Origin of the sequence: Candidatus Kirkpatrickella diaphorinae (genome assembly GCF_025736875.1) — a bacterium.
GTDB lineage: Bacteria > Pseudomonadota > Alphaproteobacteria > Acetobacterales > Acetobacteraceae > Sorlinia > Sorlinia diaphorinae.
In genome coordinates, this window is sequence record NZ_CP107052.1 from 2056275 (window position 1) to 2069146 (window position 12872).

The window sequence follows — 12872 nt, forward strand, 5'->3', positions numbered from 1 at the left end:
GCGTTAGGGTGATGAAACATGCACCGCGACGCCCGTTTTACTTTGCGGATGACCTGATGCTCGTCAAAGGATGGTGTCCCGGCCTTCATAAGCCGATGGAAGCGAAAGACGGTTTTCTCATCCGCCTGACGCCGCCGGGCGGTGTCCTCAAGTCAGGGCAACTTCACACACTCGCAGAAACCGCCGCGCGTTACGGGCGAGGCATTGTGCAGGTCACCATGCGCGGCAATCTCCAAGTTCGCGGCCTTCAGGCGCAATCCGTCGCGACATGCCAGCAGATTTTGTCAGACGCGGGATTGTCCGACGCTTCGCCTTCGTTGGAACGGATCCGACAGTCCGTTCTAATGTCCCCACTTCACGCCATTGACCCGGAATGCGCGCCTGAAACGGCTGAAATCGCCACAAACCTTATGGCGGCTTTAGCGCAACATCCCCTTCTGGATGACCTGCCGCCAAAATTTTGCTTCGGCATTGATGGCGGAGGGTTTCTTCCGATCGGTTCGATTGTGGCGGATATCACGGCCAGCTATGAAGGGCGTTTATGGCGTGTCCGATGCGACCAGGAAACGCGCATTTTAGAGGCAGCGGAAGTCGTGGACGCCATCATGGAATGCGCGGCGGCATGTGCCACCTCCCGACCGGGACGTCGCATCGCGTCGCCTCGCGCGGCGAACGCTGCACCTTTGCCCCATCTTATCGGCAAACTTCCCTCAGGCTGGCGGGGCTACGGCGTTGTGCTTGGCATGCTCAGAAGCGATGACATCCGTCAGATTGCAGAAAATGTGGACGAGATCCGACTTTTGCCGGGCCGCGGCTTCATGACGCCGAGAGTCCTCTCCATGCCCTGCCTGGTGACAGACCCTGACGACAAAATGGCGCAGATTTTCGCATGTTGTGGCATTGAGGGGTGCGAGCACGCGCACATGGACACGATGCGGGATGCCCGTTATTTTGCCGTTACTTTAACGGCGAATACGCGTCTGCATGTCTCAGGATGTCGTAAAGGCTGCGCCCATCCCGGCAAAGCCGACGTGACGCTTGTGGGGGCTGAAAACGGTTACGCTGTCATCAAAAACGGTAACACCCAATGCGCTGAGACGCATCCAATCATGACGCGGGAGGCGATCGGGGACATGCTGAAATCGCAGAATGAAGCGGACGCTTTGCGCAAATGAGTGACTTAGTGATTGATTACACGCGTGATGGCGCGTCGATATATGCGGAGTCATTCCGCATCATCCGTGCGGAGGCAGACCTCTCCCGTTTTACGCAGGATGAAGCGCGTATCGTGGTGCGGATGATCCATGGTTGTGGCATGGTCAGCATCACGGACCACATCGTCTTTTCATTGGATTTCTTTGAGAAGGCGACCGGGGCTTTAAAACAAGGTGCCCCCATTTTGTGTGACTCGATGATGGTGGCGCAAGGTGTCACGCGCGCGCGCCTGCCTGCACATAATGAAGTCATCTGCACCTTGCGCCATCCCGATGTCCCGGATCATGCACAGCAAATCGGCCATACGCGCTCAGCCGCGGCGGTTGATTTGTGGCTTCCGCAGGCGGAAGGGGCGCTGATCGTGATTGGCAATGCCCCGACGGCGTTGTTCCGCGTGATGGAGCATATGCGCGCGGGTGCCATGAACCCGGCCGCCATTATCGGTATGCCCGTGGGTTTCGTCGGCGCGGCGGAATCCAAGCAAGCGCTTACGCAGGGGGCTTACGGCCCGCACGCCATTGTGCGGGGCCGCCTCGGGGGGAGCGCACTGGCGGCTTCCTGCGTCAATGCGCTCGCCTCGCCCCGGGAAGATTGAGCGCGCAAAACGTTTTTTCAGCACCGCGATCATCCGTCAGGGCCGGAAAGTTTTGATCCCGCACGATCTGTGATAAATGAGCGCTGCATTCACCGTTATTGCCCGTGGGGTTCAGCAAAATTGGCACAAATCTCGGGCGCTCTCAAACCATGACGGGGAAGCTGGTCATTATCGGTGTCGGGCCGGGAGACCCGGAATTACTGACCGTGAAAGCAGCGCGTCACATCGCATCCGCGCCGATCATCGCCTATTTCTGCGCGGCAAATAGCGCCGGACGGGCTTACATGACGGCCAAGGCATATATCGCGCCCGACGCCCACCTTCTGCAATTTGTCTATCCCTTCACGACAGGTGTCGCGGTGACGGACGCACGATATATGCGTGAAATCCGTGAGTTTTATGATCATTGCGCCCGGGAAATGGCAGTGCATCTCGATGAGGGGCGTGATGTCACGCTTCTCTGCGAGGGGGATCCCTTCCTTTACGGTTCCGCCATGTATCTCCATGACCGCCTGTCCGAGCGCTTTGAAAGCGAGATCGTGCCCGGTGTCACCGGTATGAGCGGATGCTGGTCTGCAGCACGCCTGCCAATGGTGCATGGCGATGATATCCTGACCGTGCTGCCCTGCACGCTCAGCGAGGCGCGTCTGCGCCAACTCACGCAGGCGGGTGATGCGTTTGTTTTCATGAAATTAGGGCGCAATATGCCAAAATTACGGCGCGTCCTGACGGCGTTGGGCCTTGCCGCGTCGGCCATTTATGTGGAGCATGGCTCACGGCCCCAGCAACGCATCGTGCCTTTCCCGGAGGCGCCTGAGCGCGCGCCTTACTTCTCGATGGTGCTTCTGCCCGGGCGGAAACGCGTGCGATGAGTCGGCTTTACGTTATCGGCATCGGGCCTGGAAGCCTCGACCTCCTCACGCCGGAAGCGCGGGAGGCGCTCGGCGCGGTCACGCATGTTTATGGGTACGGGCCATACCTCTCGCGTATCCAGCCTTTGGGGGCGTTTACGTGCCATGCCTCCGATAATGGCGATGAGGTGGCGCGCGCGCGTCAGGCCCTGGCGGCTGCGGAGAATAAGGGCGGGGTCGCCCTGATCTCCGGGGGGGATGCTGGTGTTTTCGGCATGGCGAGCGCGCTTTTTGAAGCGATGGAGACTGGCCCGGCCGCATGGCGCGCGGTTGACGTTAAAATCGTGCCGGGCGTGACGGCCGTTCTTGCGGCAGCTTCACGCCTGGGGGCGCCGCTTGGCAATGACTTCGTTATTATGTCCCTCTCCGATAATCTGAAGCCATGGGCCGTTATTGAGAAACGCCTCATCGCGGCGGCGCAGGGGGATTTCGTCATTGCACTTTACAATGCGAGGTCCCGCGCGCGGCCGGACCAGTTGGCGAACGCGTTTGACTGCCTGCGCACCATTCTGCCGCCGGAGACGGAAGTCGCCTTCGCCCACCACGTGACCCGGCCGGATGAGCGGCTGGAATTATCGACCCTCGCTGACTGCGAGGCCCAACAGGCCGATATGGCGACGCTTGTTCTGATCGGTGCGCGATCCACACGCCGCGTTGCGCGACCGGACGGCAAAGCGTGGCTCTACACGCCGCGCAGCGTGTCAGAGGCGTGACTACTCGCCCCTTGATCTTCTGAAGCAAGCCGGGCCACCCACTGAAGCGCGCCTTCGATCGTGCTGACTTCCTCGATGGGGGGGAGAGGCGGGCGGTTGATCATGACCACGCGCAGTCCGAGCTGTCGCGCAGCGTCCAGTTTTGCGGCGATGGCGGGCGCACCACTATTTTTCGTGACGAGCGTATCGATCTTTAAAAGCGTGAAAAGGGCAAGTTCATCCTCCAACGTGAAAGGCGGGCGCGCGATGATCGTCTCGAAGAACGCGGGAAGATTTTGTGAAACCGGTTCGATCGACCTCAGGAAATAACGATGCTGCGGTGCCGCCATGAAAGGTGCGACATGCTGCCGCCCCGTTGTCAGCAATACGCGACATGACGCCATGCCGAGCGCCGGGATCGCGTCATTCAAGGTGGCGACATCCACCCAATGATCTCCCGGCTGTTTCCGCCAAGCAGGTCGACCGAGTCGTAATATCGGACGGCAAGTTGCCGCGCAGGCGGCGGCAGCATGATGGCTGATGCGCGCGGCGAAGGGATGGGTCGCGTCAATCACGGCGGCAATATTTTCCCGCTTGAGATAAGCGATCAGGCCCTCAATACCGCCGAACCCACCAAGGCGCGTCTGAACGTGCGGCAAATCCGGCGCTTGCGTTACCCCCGCGAGAGAAAATATAAAACGTGCCTGTTGCGGAACGTGCGGGTCTTCAGCAAGCAGGCGCGCCTCTCTCGTGCCGCCCAATATCAGGATTTTCATGTTCTCTCTCATCTTCTCCTCTCCTCCATGCCGCGTCTCGCATTGATGCTCAAGGTGTTTCGCGTTTGACGGCGTCAGCCCCCTGGTTGAGCCTCATCGGCATTGGTGAGGACGGCGTGGCCGGGCTGACGCCTCCAGCCCGCGCGCGTTTGGAGAATGCCCGACAGGTGCATGGCGCAAAGCGTCATCTGGCGCTTATCCCTCACGCAACGCAGACGGATTACAGGGAATGGACGGGTGATTTGCGGCAGGCCCTTGCGGATATTCGCGCGCGGAAACAGCCGGACACGGTTATTCTGGCGTCAGGCGATCCCTTTCTGTTCGGCATCGGCACCATGATGGCGGAGATTTTTGATCAGGCCGAGATGGAGGTGTTTCCCGCCATATCAAGTGTCTCTCTGGCATGTTCCATTATGCGTTGGTCAACGCAGACGACGCGCGTGCTCTCTATATGTGGGCGTGACCCGCTTTTGATCCAGCCTCATTTGCAGGATGATGCCCGCCTGCTGATCCTCAGCGCTGATCAACATTCCCCCGCGCAGATATGTGCGCAACTCTGTGACGGCGGTTTCGGGGAAAGCGACGTCAATGTGATGGAACATCTCGGGGGTGAGAGGGAGCGGGTCAGGCATTTCATCGCCGCTTCAGGGCCACCCGATGACATCGCGCCGCTCAATTTGCTAGCGGTTCATCTTCATGCCCAGCCCGGGGCACGTATCATCCCCCTCTGTGCCGGGTTGGAAGACGCGTTCTACCTGACGGATGGACAACTCACCAAGCGTGAAATCCGGGCCGTGACCCTTAGCAGCCTAGCCCCACGGCAGGGTGAGTGTCTGTGGGATATTGGGGCGGGTTCCGGCTCTGTCGCCATTGAATGGATGCTAAGGCACCCGACCAACAGCGCCATCGCCTTTGAGAAGAACAAGTCCCGCCTTGACCTCATCGCAAAAAATGCGCGGCGGATGGGCGTGCCTGGACTCCACCTGTTGGAGGCAACGCTACCTGACAATGTCCCCGATCTGCTGAAACCGGATGCTGTTTTTATCGGAGGAGGCGTGAGTGCGCCGCATATGTTGCAATGGGCGTATGACCAGTTGCGCCCTCAAGGGCGTCTGGTCTGCAATGCGGTCACGATGGAAGGCGAAGCCGCTTTAATGAGGGCGTTTCATCAATGGGGCGGGCGGCTCGACCGCATTTTGATTTCACGAGCAGAAGCGATTGGCGGGTTTCATGGCTTCCGGCCTGCCATGCCCGTCACGCAATATCGTCTGGTCAAGTCGTGAAAATTTTTGGTGTCGCCTGTCGTATCCAGGTCAATGGCCAGGCCATTTGGGGGGCGCTCCATGCTGCTTCGCAGAAATGGGGCCTTCCCGATGGTTTGGCTTATCCGTTTTTCCGGCGTGATCACGTTGCGTTACAGGCAGTTTTGCGTCAAACCGGCCTGCCTGTTTTTGAAATCGATGCGCTGAAGCTCGCCTCGGTCCAGCATTTGTGCCTGTCACATTCGCAACTTGCGCGCGATAAAGTCGGGTTTTCCGCCGTGGCGGAGGGTTGCGCGCTGGCAGCATCCGGGGAGGGGGCCGTCCTGGCCGGGCCGCGCCTCAGCGCATTTTCCGTCACATGTGCCTGCGCATCCTTAGAAGGGAGACCTTTATGACGGTGCATTTCATCGGAGCGGGGCCGGGTGCGGCGGATTTACTGACGCTGCGCGCGGTGAAGCTGCTGCGTGAAGCACCGATCTGCCTTTATGCCGGATCCATCGTGCCTGACGATGTCCTGAGTTTCTGTCGTGAGGATGCCCGTCTCGTGGACACGGCGCCCCTATGTCTTGATGAGATTGAAGCTGAATATGTGGAAGCCCATCGTCTCGGCAAGGACGTTGCGCGGCTTCATTCCGGCGATTTATCAATTTATAGTGCGATGTCTGAACAGATCAGGCGTCTGCAGAAACATGGCATTCCTTATACTGTCACGCCCGGCGTCCCGGCTTTTGCCGCGGCGGCTGCACAATTGGGCGTTGAGCTGACTGTCCCGCGCGTGGCGCAGACCGTTATTCTGACGCGCATTTCAGGCCGTGCCTCGCCGATGCCCGCGGCTGAGCAACTTGCAACGTACGCGCAAACGGGGGCGACTCTGGCCATCCATCTCGCCATTCACCGCCTTGATGACATTATTGCGTGCTTAAACCCTATTTATGGCAGTGACTGTCCCGTCGCCATCATCGCCCATGCCGCCACCGCGCAGGAACGCCGTTTCACGGGAAGCCTCGCGACAATTTCTGAAATCTTCGCGCGCGCGCCAGTGACGCGCACGGCGATTATTTTTGTCGGCCGGGCCCTTGACCCGCACGCGACGCAGGAAAGCGAAAGCGCCCTTTATCACCCGGATTACCGGCGGCAATTCCGGCCCTGAGAAAAGGGCATCGCGCCCGGCCGATACGGTCTTCTCCTGCCGTGAATCTGTGACAGACAATCCTCAATAGATCGGAAATCGATACACGTCCCGTCATTCGCGCTCGACTGACGGTGCGATTGTTCAGCCCAAGCATGACGTGCGGGCGGCCGGCGTGATGCTGGAAAAACACACAGTCATAAAATTGTTTTAATTTGATACTAAGAACCATTTGCAAAAACTCCCTTGCTGGATGAAAAACGAGTGAGTCGTATTTCGGCGCTTCCCGGTGAAGCATTGCCGCCGAATGCCTTAAAAACAAACTTCAGCAAGGTCAGGAAACGCAAATGGTTGATCATCAGGAGCTGCCCAGGACGCGCGGCAAAGCGTCACGCTCAGGGAAGGCGCAGCACGGACCTAAACTTTCAAAATTGTTATTTCTGGCCCTGTCAGCCGGGGCAGGTGCGCTTGAAGTGGGGGAGGCCGAGGCGAGATCCGACGCGGAAGATCGCAATACAAAGCAATCCGCCCCTTCATTGCCGGACCTTGATGTCCAAAGTCACAAATCATCCTTCGTCGCGGATATGAGCAACACGAATGACACGTTACTGCATGTTGATCGTATGCCCGCCAGCGTGTTCGATACGCCGCAGCAGATCAACGTTGTGCCGCATGAACTTATTCAGCAGCAGCAGATCTACACGCTTGATCAGGCCCTCTCCAACGTTCCGGGAATAACGATGTCCAGCGGTGAAGGAAATGGCGGCCCGGTGGGTGACCAGTTTCGCATCAGGGGCCAGCAGGCGCGCGGCGATATTTATCAGGACGGGTTAAAAGATTTCGGCGTTTATGTGCGTGACGTGTTCAACACGGATAATGTCGAGGTAATCAAAGGTGCGAGCGGCCAATATTTCGGCGCGGGGAATGTCGGCGGCATCATCAATAATGAGTTGAAACACGCCAATCTCAAATCAGGCGGTAATGCGACGCAGGCCTTCGGAAGCGGTATGCAATATCGCGGGACGGTTGACGCTAATTATCGCCTGGGTGAGCATGAGGCGCTGCGCGTCAACGGCATGTATAACAAGCAGAATGTCGCAGACCGTGACAATATCCGCACGGACCGCTACGGCGTCGCGGCGGATCTCGGGCTCGGGCTGGGGACGAAGACGACCTACCACCTTAACTACCAGTGGCTGGGTAATCGCGGCATGTCGGATCAGGGCGTCGGCATGTTACAGGTTGGCAGATTATACCACCCGGCGACGGAATATGGGCTTGGCCGCGATACGAGTTACGCGCGCGACTTTAATCGCGATGACTCAAATATTCATATGGTCACATCACAACTCAGTTCTAAAATCTCAGACTGGTTGACGCTCAGCAATAATACACGCTTCTCACATTATGACCGTGATTTTTCCGCGTCGACACCGGGGGCCTGCACAGATAAAACGAATTGTGCGCCGACATTCCTAGCAGGTGGCAACCCTGTCATGTCCTACGGAGCCGGGGGTGGGCTGGGATATTTGCAGAATGGTTACGGCTTGCAGAACATCACCATGGGTAAGGCCAAGTTCAAAACCGCTTTCCTGACCCATCACCTTAATGCGGGTGTTGATATCCAATATACGAAGGATAACCGGACTTACGCGACTTTCGTCAACCGCGTGAATAATCAACGAATGCGCGCGCCGCAATTCAGTTATCCGCAAACCTATCTGACATATCCCTCATCAGGCGACCGCACGGCTGATTTCCGGGATCTCGGCCTGTTTATCGCGGATAAGATTGACCTCTCGAAAAAACTCTCTCTTTTCGGCGCATTGCGCTGGGATGATTATCAGTCCAGTTACTGGAGCTCGGCTGCCGCAGCGAGTGGGGTGCAGCGGGGTCATAATAATTCCTTCAGCCCTTCCGCGAGCTTGATTTATAACATTAACCACCGCGTCAATCTGTATTTCACCTTCTCCCGCTCCTATAAACCTGTCGGGACCGATGTTTCTGCACAGACCACCTTCAGGAATGTCAGTGACACGCCGACAAATGGCGTTGATCTGAAACCCCAGCGGTCAGACCTTTTTGAGGTTGGCAGCAAAATGAACTTCTTCAACAGGCGTCTTGGCATGACCGCCGCGCTGTTCCAGATCAATCAAAACAACTCTTTCACCTTCGATGAATATGGCGGCATCCTCACTGGGTTTTCCGATGCGGGCACGGGCCGTCTGATCCGCGGGGCGGAATTATCGATGACGGGTAAACTCACCGATAAATGGGATGTTTATGGCTCTTACGCCTACATGACCGGCACCATCCAGAACAGCGATGCTTATCGCAAAAACACGGCCCCGCAATTGCCGCATAACACCTTCTCCGTCTGGAGCACTTACGATATTTCGAGCCTGATCCTGCCGAAAAAATGGGGGCGTTTGTCTGCAGGTGGTGGGGCGCAATATGCTTCAGCTTACTGGGCGGATAATGCCAATACAGCACGGATGCCTTATAATTTCTTCCTCAATGGCATCATCACTTACGATATCGGGCGTTACCATGTGCAGTTCAACGCCAATAACCTGACCAACCGCGTCAATTACGGTTCAGCCTTTAATGCCAGTCGCGCTGTGCCGCTTCCGGGCCGCACCTTTATCGGGTCCGTCGGTGTCGCTTTCTGACCTGCTGGAGGCCGCCCTTCCGCCATTGCGGGAGGGCGATGCGCATGTCGCCCCGGCATTGGATTGGCTCGATACCGCACCTTATGGTGCGTCCCCGCCGGAAGCGTCCATTCAGGCGCTTCTGGTGCTCGGCCAGAAGCAGCTTGACGCTGGTGCGATGGATCAGGCCCTCATCTTTTTTGAAAAAGCGGCGCGGTCCCGGCATCCGCATGCGGTGAATATGCTGGGACGCGCCTATGAGCGCGGATGGGGCTGCCGACGTCATCCCTCCCGCGCCGCCCGGCTTTTTCAGCAAAGCGCAAAGGGTGGTGACGGGTGGGCAATGTTCAATCTCGCCGATTTGACTTTGAAAGGAGATGGATGTGCCCGGGATAATATCCTGGCCCTAAGGCTTTATATGGCGGCGGCCGGAAGGGGTGTCAGTAAGGCGCTGAATATGATCGGTCTGATTTGCGAGCGTGGTCTGTGTGGCCAGCGTGACCCGGCGCAGGCATTGGAGCTTTATCTCGGCGGGGCTGAAGCAGGCGATGGCTGGGCAGCGCTGAATGCGGCGCGGTGCCTCCTCGCATCCGGTGCGCGGCGGGAGGCGGTGGCGCAAATGCGCCGGGCTGCTGAGCTGGGACAAAGTGATCTGGCGAAACATATTGGCGATCTGACCGCCGCCTATCCCGGCCTCGCAGCGATCTGCGCGGAGGACGCAATTCTGGGTCCCGTCATGGCTCTGAGTTCGTCCGCTTCGGCGCGGCACGGGGCGCTATAATTCAGCCCATTGCCGAAGGAGGTTATGGTACGTATTGGTCAGGCCCAACACGGCCGGATTATCGTCCGAAAGAGCCTTGCGTGTTTCGATGATTGAACAATCAAATTCGTAAAGCAGGCTGCGTTTGGCGTCATCCCGCACCATGGATTGAGACCAGAAAAATGACGCCCATCGACTGCCTTGGGTGATGGGTGAGACGCGATGCAGGCTGGAGGCAGGATACACCACCATATGCCCCGCCGGCAGTTTGACTGAATGCACGTTATACGTGTCCTGGATTTCCAATGCGCCCCCCTCATAACGATCGGGGTCGGTAAGGAAAATCGTTGAGGACACATCTGTGCGGATCCGCATCCCTGCGCCCGGAATAGGGCGAACGGCATTATCGACGTGGTAACCGAAATGCATGCCCGCGTCATATCGGTTGAAGAGCGGCGGGAACACGCGATAGGGGAGGGCAAAACTGTTAAATGCCGGGCTGCGACCCAGCGCTTTCAGAATAAGCTCCCCCAACGTCTCGCTGACTTCCGAGTCCTGCGGAATTTGCAGGTTACGCTTCGCCTTCGCCGATTGCTCCCCCGCCGTCACGCGTCCATCCACCCAGGGTGATGCTTCCAAAAGTTTGCGGCAATAAGCGACTTCCTCCGAGGTGAGGATGTTGGGGATGGTGAGGAGCATGTTTTATTCTCAACGGGTAATTTAGCACTGTAAGTGCGACGCATTCTTAATTAACCCGTTGTGGGGGCGGGGGCAAGGGGGTTGGTATGAGCGGCCTGATCCCACAATACCCCCTTGCATTCCAAAACGCGGACTCGTATCATCCGCGTATGTCACTTTACGGCGCAAGCACTGAATATGTCCTGCACAGCCTCCTCTGGCTGGTGGATCACCCCGAACCTGTCAGCAGTCTTGACCTGGCGGAATTACAAGGCATTCCGGCGGCCTTTACGGCGAAGTTACTGCCCAAATTAGAGAAGGCCGGTCTCCTGAGCGCGTCCGAGGGTTTGCGGGGTGGGTATCAGCTTGCGAAACCCGCCGAAGCGATATCCGTATTAGACGTCGTCGATGCGGTGGGGGGCGAAAAAAGCCTTTTCAATTGTCAGGAAATTCGCGGTCGCTGCGCCTTGTTTAATGACCGTCCGCCCTCATGGGCGACGCAGGGCGTCTGTGCGATCCACCATGTGATGTTGCGGGCGGAACAGGCCATGCGGCAGGAGCTGGCGCAGACATCTCTTGCGGCACTTGCCACATCCGTCCGGGACAAGGCCCCGCCGCCATTTCTGGACGCGGCGCAATCATGGTTTGAAGAACGGGCGCAGACTCGTCGCACCAGCAAAGTCAGGCAGCAAAGACGGTCAGCCCTTACTTGACCGTCCCACAAAATAGGAAAGTTGAACATGCGTAAATTGTTCGCTCTCGGCGCGTTAGCCGCCAGCTTCTGGGCCCCGGCCCTTCATGCGGAAACGAAAGTTACCCCCCTCATCACCCGAGACCTGCAAGGCATCTCGGGTAAGGAAGGCGCAATGCTGACGGTGGATTACCCGCCCGGCGGTTCAGACCCGGTGCATCGGCATCATGCTTCCGTCTTCGTCTATGTGTTGAAAGGGAGCGTCGTGATGCAGGTCAAAGGCCATGCGCCAGTGACGCTTAAAGCGGGTCAGAGCTTCTTTGAAGGGCCGGATGATGTCCATATCGTCGGGCGCAATGCCAGCCAGACCGCGCCCGCGCGCTTCATCGCGTTTTTCGTCAAAGATAAGACGGCCCCTTTTGTCATGCCGGCGCATTGAAACAAGATATCGTACCATGAAAATTTTCGTTGCCGGCGCCAGTGGCGCTTTAGGGCGTCCGCTCATCACGCAATTGCGCGCGGCCGGGCATGAGGTCTGGGGCATGGCCCATCGTCCCGAAAGCCTCACGGCACTGGAAAAGCTCGGCGCGCAGGGCGTTAAAGGTGACGCGCTTGACCGTGAAGCGATGTTCTCGCTTATGGCGCAGATCCGCCCGGATGTGGTGATTGACCAGCTCACCTCCCTTCCGGCCAGCCCCTTTGACTTGCCCAAGCGCCTCCCGGCGGATCGCACATTGCGCCTGGAAGGGGGCGGGCATGTCTTCGCGGCGGCGAAGGCCAACGGCGTAAAGCGTTATATCCAGCAATCTTGCGGGTTTTACCTGGAGGGCGGCGACGGGCTGGCGACGGAAGACTCCCCCCTCAAAATCAACGCCCCCGGCACGATCAGCGACAGCGCCCGTATGTATGCTGCCCTGGAAGAGCGGGTTTTAAATGCCGCCCCAATGGAAGGTGTGGCGCTGCGCTATGGGTTCTTTTACGGGCCGGGCACGTGGTATTGGCAGGACGGGGCTTTCAGCCAGCATGTGGCGCGGGGTGAAGTGGCGTTGGCCGGGGAAGGGCGGGGCGTATTCTCCTTCATCCACGTCGATGACGCCGCCCAGGCCACTGTCGCCGCCCTGACCGCACCGGCGGGGACTTATAATGTGGTGGATGGCGAATCAACGAAAATCGCCGACTGGCTCCCCGCCTACGCCCAATGGATCCAGGCCCCACCCCCACCCCGCCTCGACACGCAGGAAGCGCTGAAGCTGCTGGGGGAGGAGGGGGTTTACTACCAGAACGAACTTTCCGGCGCGTGCAACCGGAAGGCGGAGGAGGTGCTGGGCCTGCGACCGAGGCGGTTGGTTTGGTTGGGGTGAGGTGTCAGGGGGAGGGGGCGGGGACGTCATCCGCGTTAAAAAGAGTTTCACTGCTTAATGACCCCCAGGAAATTTCAGCTCGTGCAGTGATCACGCGGATGTGAATGTTTTTTCGCGTCAGGATCGACCTCAGCTAAGCCAGGGTGACCGC

General features: G+C 58.4%; 14 protein-coding genes. 12 read left to right on the top strand and 2 right to left on the bottom strand.

Translation table 11 applies throughout. From position 1 onward, the window contains the following. Nucleotides 1–11 precede the first annotated feature (11 nt). The 4 genes from N5W20_RS09045 (at nucleotide 12) to cobJ (ending at nucleotide 3434) form a co-directional block, all read left to right on the top strand. A complete protein-coding gene (locus N5W20_RS09045) occupies nucleotides 12–1175 on the top strand; it encodes a hypothetical protein (RefSeq protein ID WP_319806813.1) in 1164 nt (387 codons plus the stop codon). Then, entirely contained in the window at nucleotides 1172–1810 is a 639-nt protein-coding gene (locus N5W20_RS09050; protein WP_319806814.1) for a precorrin-8X methylmutase, read from the top strand. The genes N5W20_RS09045 and N5W20_RS09050 overlap by 4 nt, the downstream gene beginning before the upstream one ends. A 149-nt stretch (nucleotides 1811–1959) precedes the next feature. Next, nucleotides 1960–2682: a precorrin-2 C(20)-methyltransferase gene (locus N5W20_RS09055; RefSeq protein WP_319807881.1), complete on the top strand. Its 723-nt coding sequence runs from the start codon at nucleotides 1960–1962 to the stop codon at nucleotides 2680–2682. Then, the gene (gene cobJ / locus N5W20_RS09060; protein ID WP_319806815.1) at nucleotides 2679–3434 is read left to right on the top strand and encodes a precorrin-3B C(17)-methyltransferase; all 756 of its coding nucleotides are present in this window, start codon (nucleotides 2679–2681) and stop codon (nucleotides 3432–3434) included. Before N5W20_RS09055 ends, cobJ begins: the two co-directional genes overlap by 4 nt. On the opposite strand, the gene N5W20_RS09065 is transcribed toward cobJ, so the two are convergent. After that, nucleotides 3404–4201, bottom strand: coding sequence for a cobalt-precorrin-6A reductase (locus N5W20_RS09065; protein ID WP_319806816.1), 798 nt, complete (start codon nucleotides 4199–4201; stop codon nucleotides 3404–3406). The genes cobJ and N5W20_RS09065 overlap by 31 nt on opposite strands. Nucleotides 4202–4254: 53 nt before the next feature. On the opposite strand from N5W20_RS09065, the gene cbiE reads away from it, so the two are divergent. From cbiE to N5W20_RS09090, 5 genes are all read left to right on the top strand, one after another. After that, entirely contained in the window at nucleotides 4255–5472 is a 1218-nt protein-coding gene (cbiE, locus tag N5W20_RS09070; protein ID WP_319806817.1) for a precorrin-6y C5,15-methyltransferase (decarboxylating) subunit CbiE, read from the top strand. Next, entirely contained in the window at nucleotides 5469–5846 is a 378-nt protein-coding gene (locus N5W20_RS09075) for a cobalamin biosynthesis protein (protein WP_319806818.1), read from the top strand. The genes cbiE and N5W20_RS09075 overlap by 4 nt, the downstream gene beginning before the upstream one ends. Continuing rightward, the gene (cobM, locus tag N5W20_RS09080) at nucleotides 5843–6601 is read left to right on the top strand and encodes a precorrin-4 C(11)-methyltransferase (RefSeq protein WP_319806819.1); all 759 of its coding nucleotides are present in this window, start codon (nucleotides 5843–5845) and stop codon (nucleotides 6599–6601) included. The genes N5W20_RS09075 and cobM overlap by 4 nt, the downstream gene beginning before the upstream one ends. Nucleotides 6602–6927: 326 nt before the next feature. Continuing rightward, nucleotides 6928–9252, top strand: a complete 2325-nt coding sequence (locus N5W20_RS09085; protein ID WP_319806820.1) for a TonB-dependent receptor — start codon at nucleotides 6928–6930, stop codon at nucleotides 9250–9252. Continuing rightward, nucleotides 9239–10012, top strand: coding sequence for a tetratricopeptide repeat protein (locus N5W20_RS09090; RefSeq protein WP_319806821.1), 774 nt, complete (start codon nucleotides 9239–9241; stop codon nucleotides 10010–10012). The genes N5W20_RS09085 and N5W20_RS09090 overlap by 14 nt, the downstream gene beginning before the upstream one ends. Here N5W20_RS09090 and N5W20_RS09095 read toward each other — a convergent pair. Further along, nucleotides 10007–10690 (bottom strand): Fe2+-dependent dioxygenase, encoded by a 684-nt coding sequence (locus N5W20_RS09095; RefSeq protein ID WP_319806822.1) that lies wholly within the window; start codon nucleotides 10688–10690, stop codon nucleotides 10007–10009. The genes N5W20_RS09090 and N5W20_RS09095 overlap by 6 nt on opposite strands. 86 nt (nucleotides 10691–10776) lie before the next feature. Between N5W20_RS09095 and N5W20_RS09100 the strand changes: the two genes are divergently transcribed. The 3 genes from N5W20_RS09100 to N5W20_RS09110 are packed head-to-tail and all read left to right on the top strand — an operon-like array spanning nucleotide 10777 to nucleotide 12721. Beyond that, on the top strand, nucleotides 10777–11382 hold the full coding sequence (locus N5W20_RS09100; RefSeq protein ID WP_319806823.1) for an RrF2 family transcriptional regulator: 606 nt from the start codon (nucleotides 10777–10779) through the stop codon (nucleotides 11380–11382). Nucleotides 11383–11409: 27 nt separating this feature from the next. Next, complete coding sequence (locus N5W20_RS09105; protein WP_319806824.1) at nucleotides 11410–11799, top strand: cupin domain-containing protein; 390 nt, start codon at nucleotides 11410–11412, stop codon at nucleotides 11797–11799. A 16-nt stretch (nucleotides 11800–11815) separates the two neighbouring features. Continuing rightward, on the top strand, nucleotides 11816–12721 hold the full coding sequence (locus N5W20_RS09110) for an NAD-dependent epimerase/dehydratase family protein (protein WP_319806825.1): 906 nt from the start codon (nucleotides 11816–11818) through the stop codon (nucleotides 12719–12721). Nucleotides 12722–12872 lie beyond the last annotated feature (151 nt).

Excerpts from the sequence above, each read along its gene's own strand:
- N5W20_RS09100 (WP_319806823.1), top strand. The coding sequence starts at position 10,777 with ATGAGCGGCCTGATCCCACAATACCCCCTTGCATTCCAAAACGCGGAC.
- N5W20_RS09095 (WP_319806822.1), bottom strand. The coding sequence starts at position 10,690 with ATGCTCCTCACCATCCCCAACATCCTCACCTCGGAGGAAGTCGCTTAT.
- N5W20_RS09055 (WP_319807881.1), top strand. The coding sequence starts at position 1,960 with ATGACGGGGAAGCTGGTCATTATCGGTGTCGGGCCGGGAGACCCGGAA.
- N5W20_RS09110 (WP_319806825.1), top strand. The coding sequence starts at position 11,816 with ATGAAAATTTTCGTTGCCGGCGCCAGTGGCGCTTTAGGGCGTCCGCTC.
- N5W20_RS09045 (WP_319806813.1), top strand. The coding sequence starts at position 12 with ATGAAACATGCACCGCGACGCCCGTTTTACTTTGCGGATGACCTGATG.
- N5W20_RS09105 (WP_319806824.1), top strand. The coding sequence starts at position 11,410 with ATGCGTAAATTGTTCGCTCTCGGCGCGTTAGCCGCCAGCTTCTGGGCC.
- N5W20_RS09085 (WP_319806820.1), top strand. The coding sequence starts at position 6,928 with ATGGTTGATCATCAGGAGCTGCCCAGGACGCGCGGCAAAGCGTCACGC.
- N5W20_RS09065 (WP_319806816.1), bottom strand. The coding sequence starts at position 4,201 with ATGAGAGAGAACATGAAAATCCTGATATTGGGCGGCACGAGAGAGGCG.
- cobJ (WP_319806815.1), top strand. The coding sequence starts at position 2,679 with ATGAGTCGGCTTTACGTTATCGGCATCGGGCCTGGAAGCCTCGACCTC.
- N5W20_RS09050 (WP_319806814.1), top strand. The coding sequence starts at position 1,172 with ATGAGTGACTTAGTGATTGATTACACGCGTGATGGCGCGTCGATATAT.
- cobM (WP_319806819.1), top strand. The coding sequence starts at position 5,843 with ATGACGGTGCATTTCATCGGAGCGGGGCCGGGTGCGGCGGATTTACTG.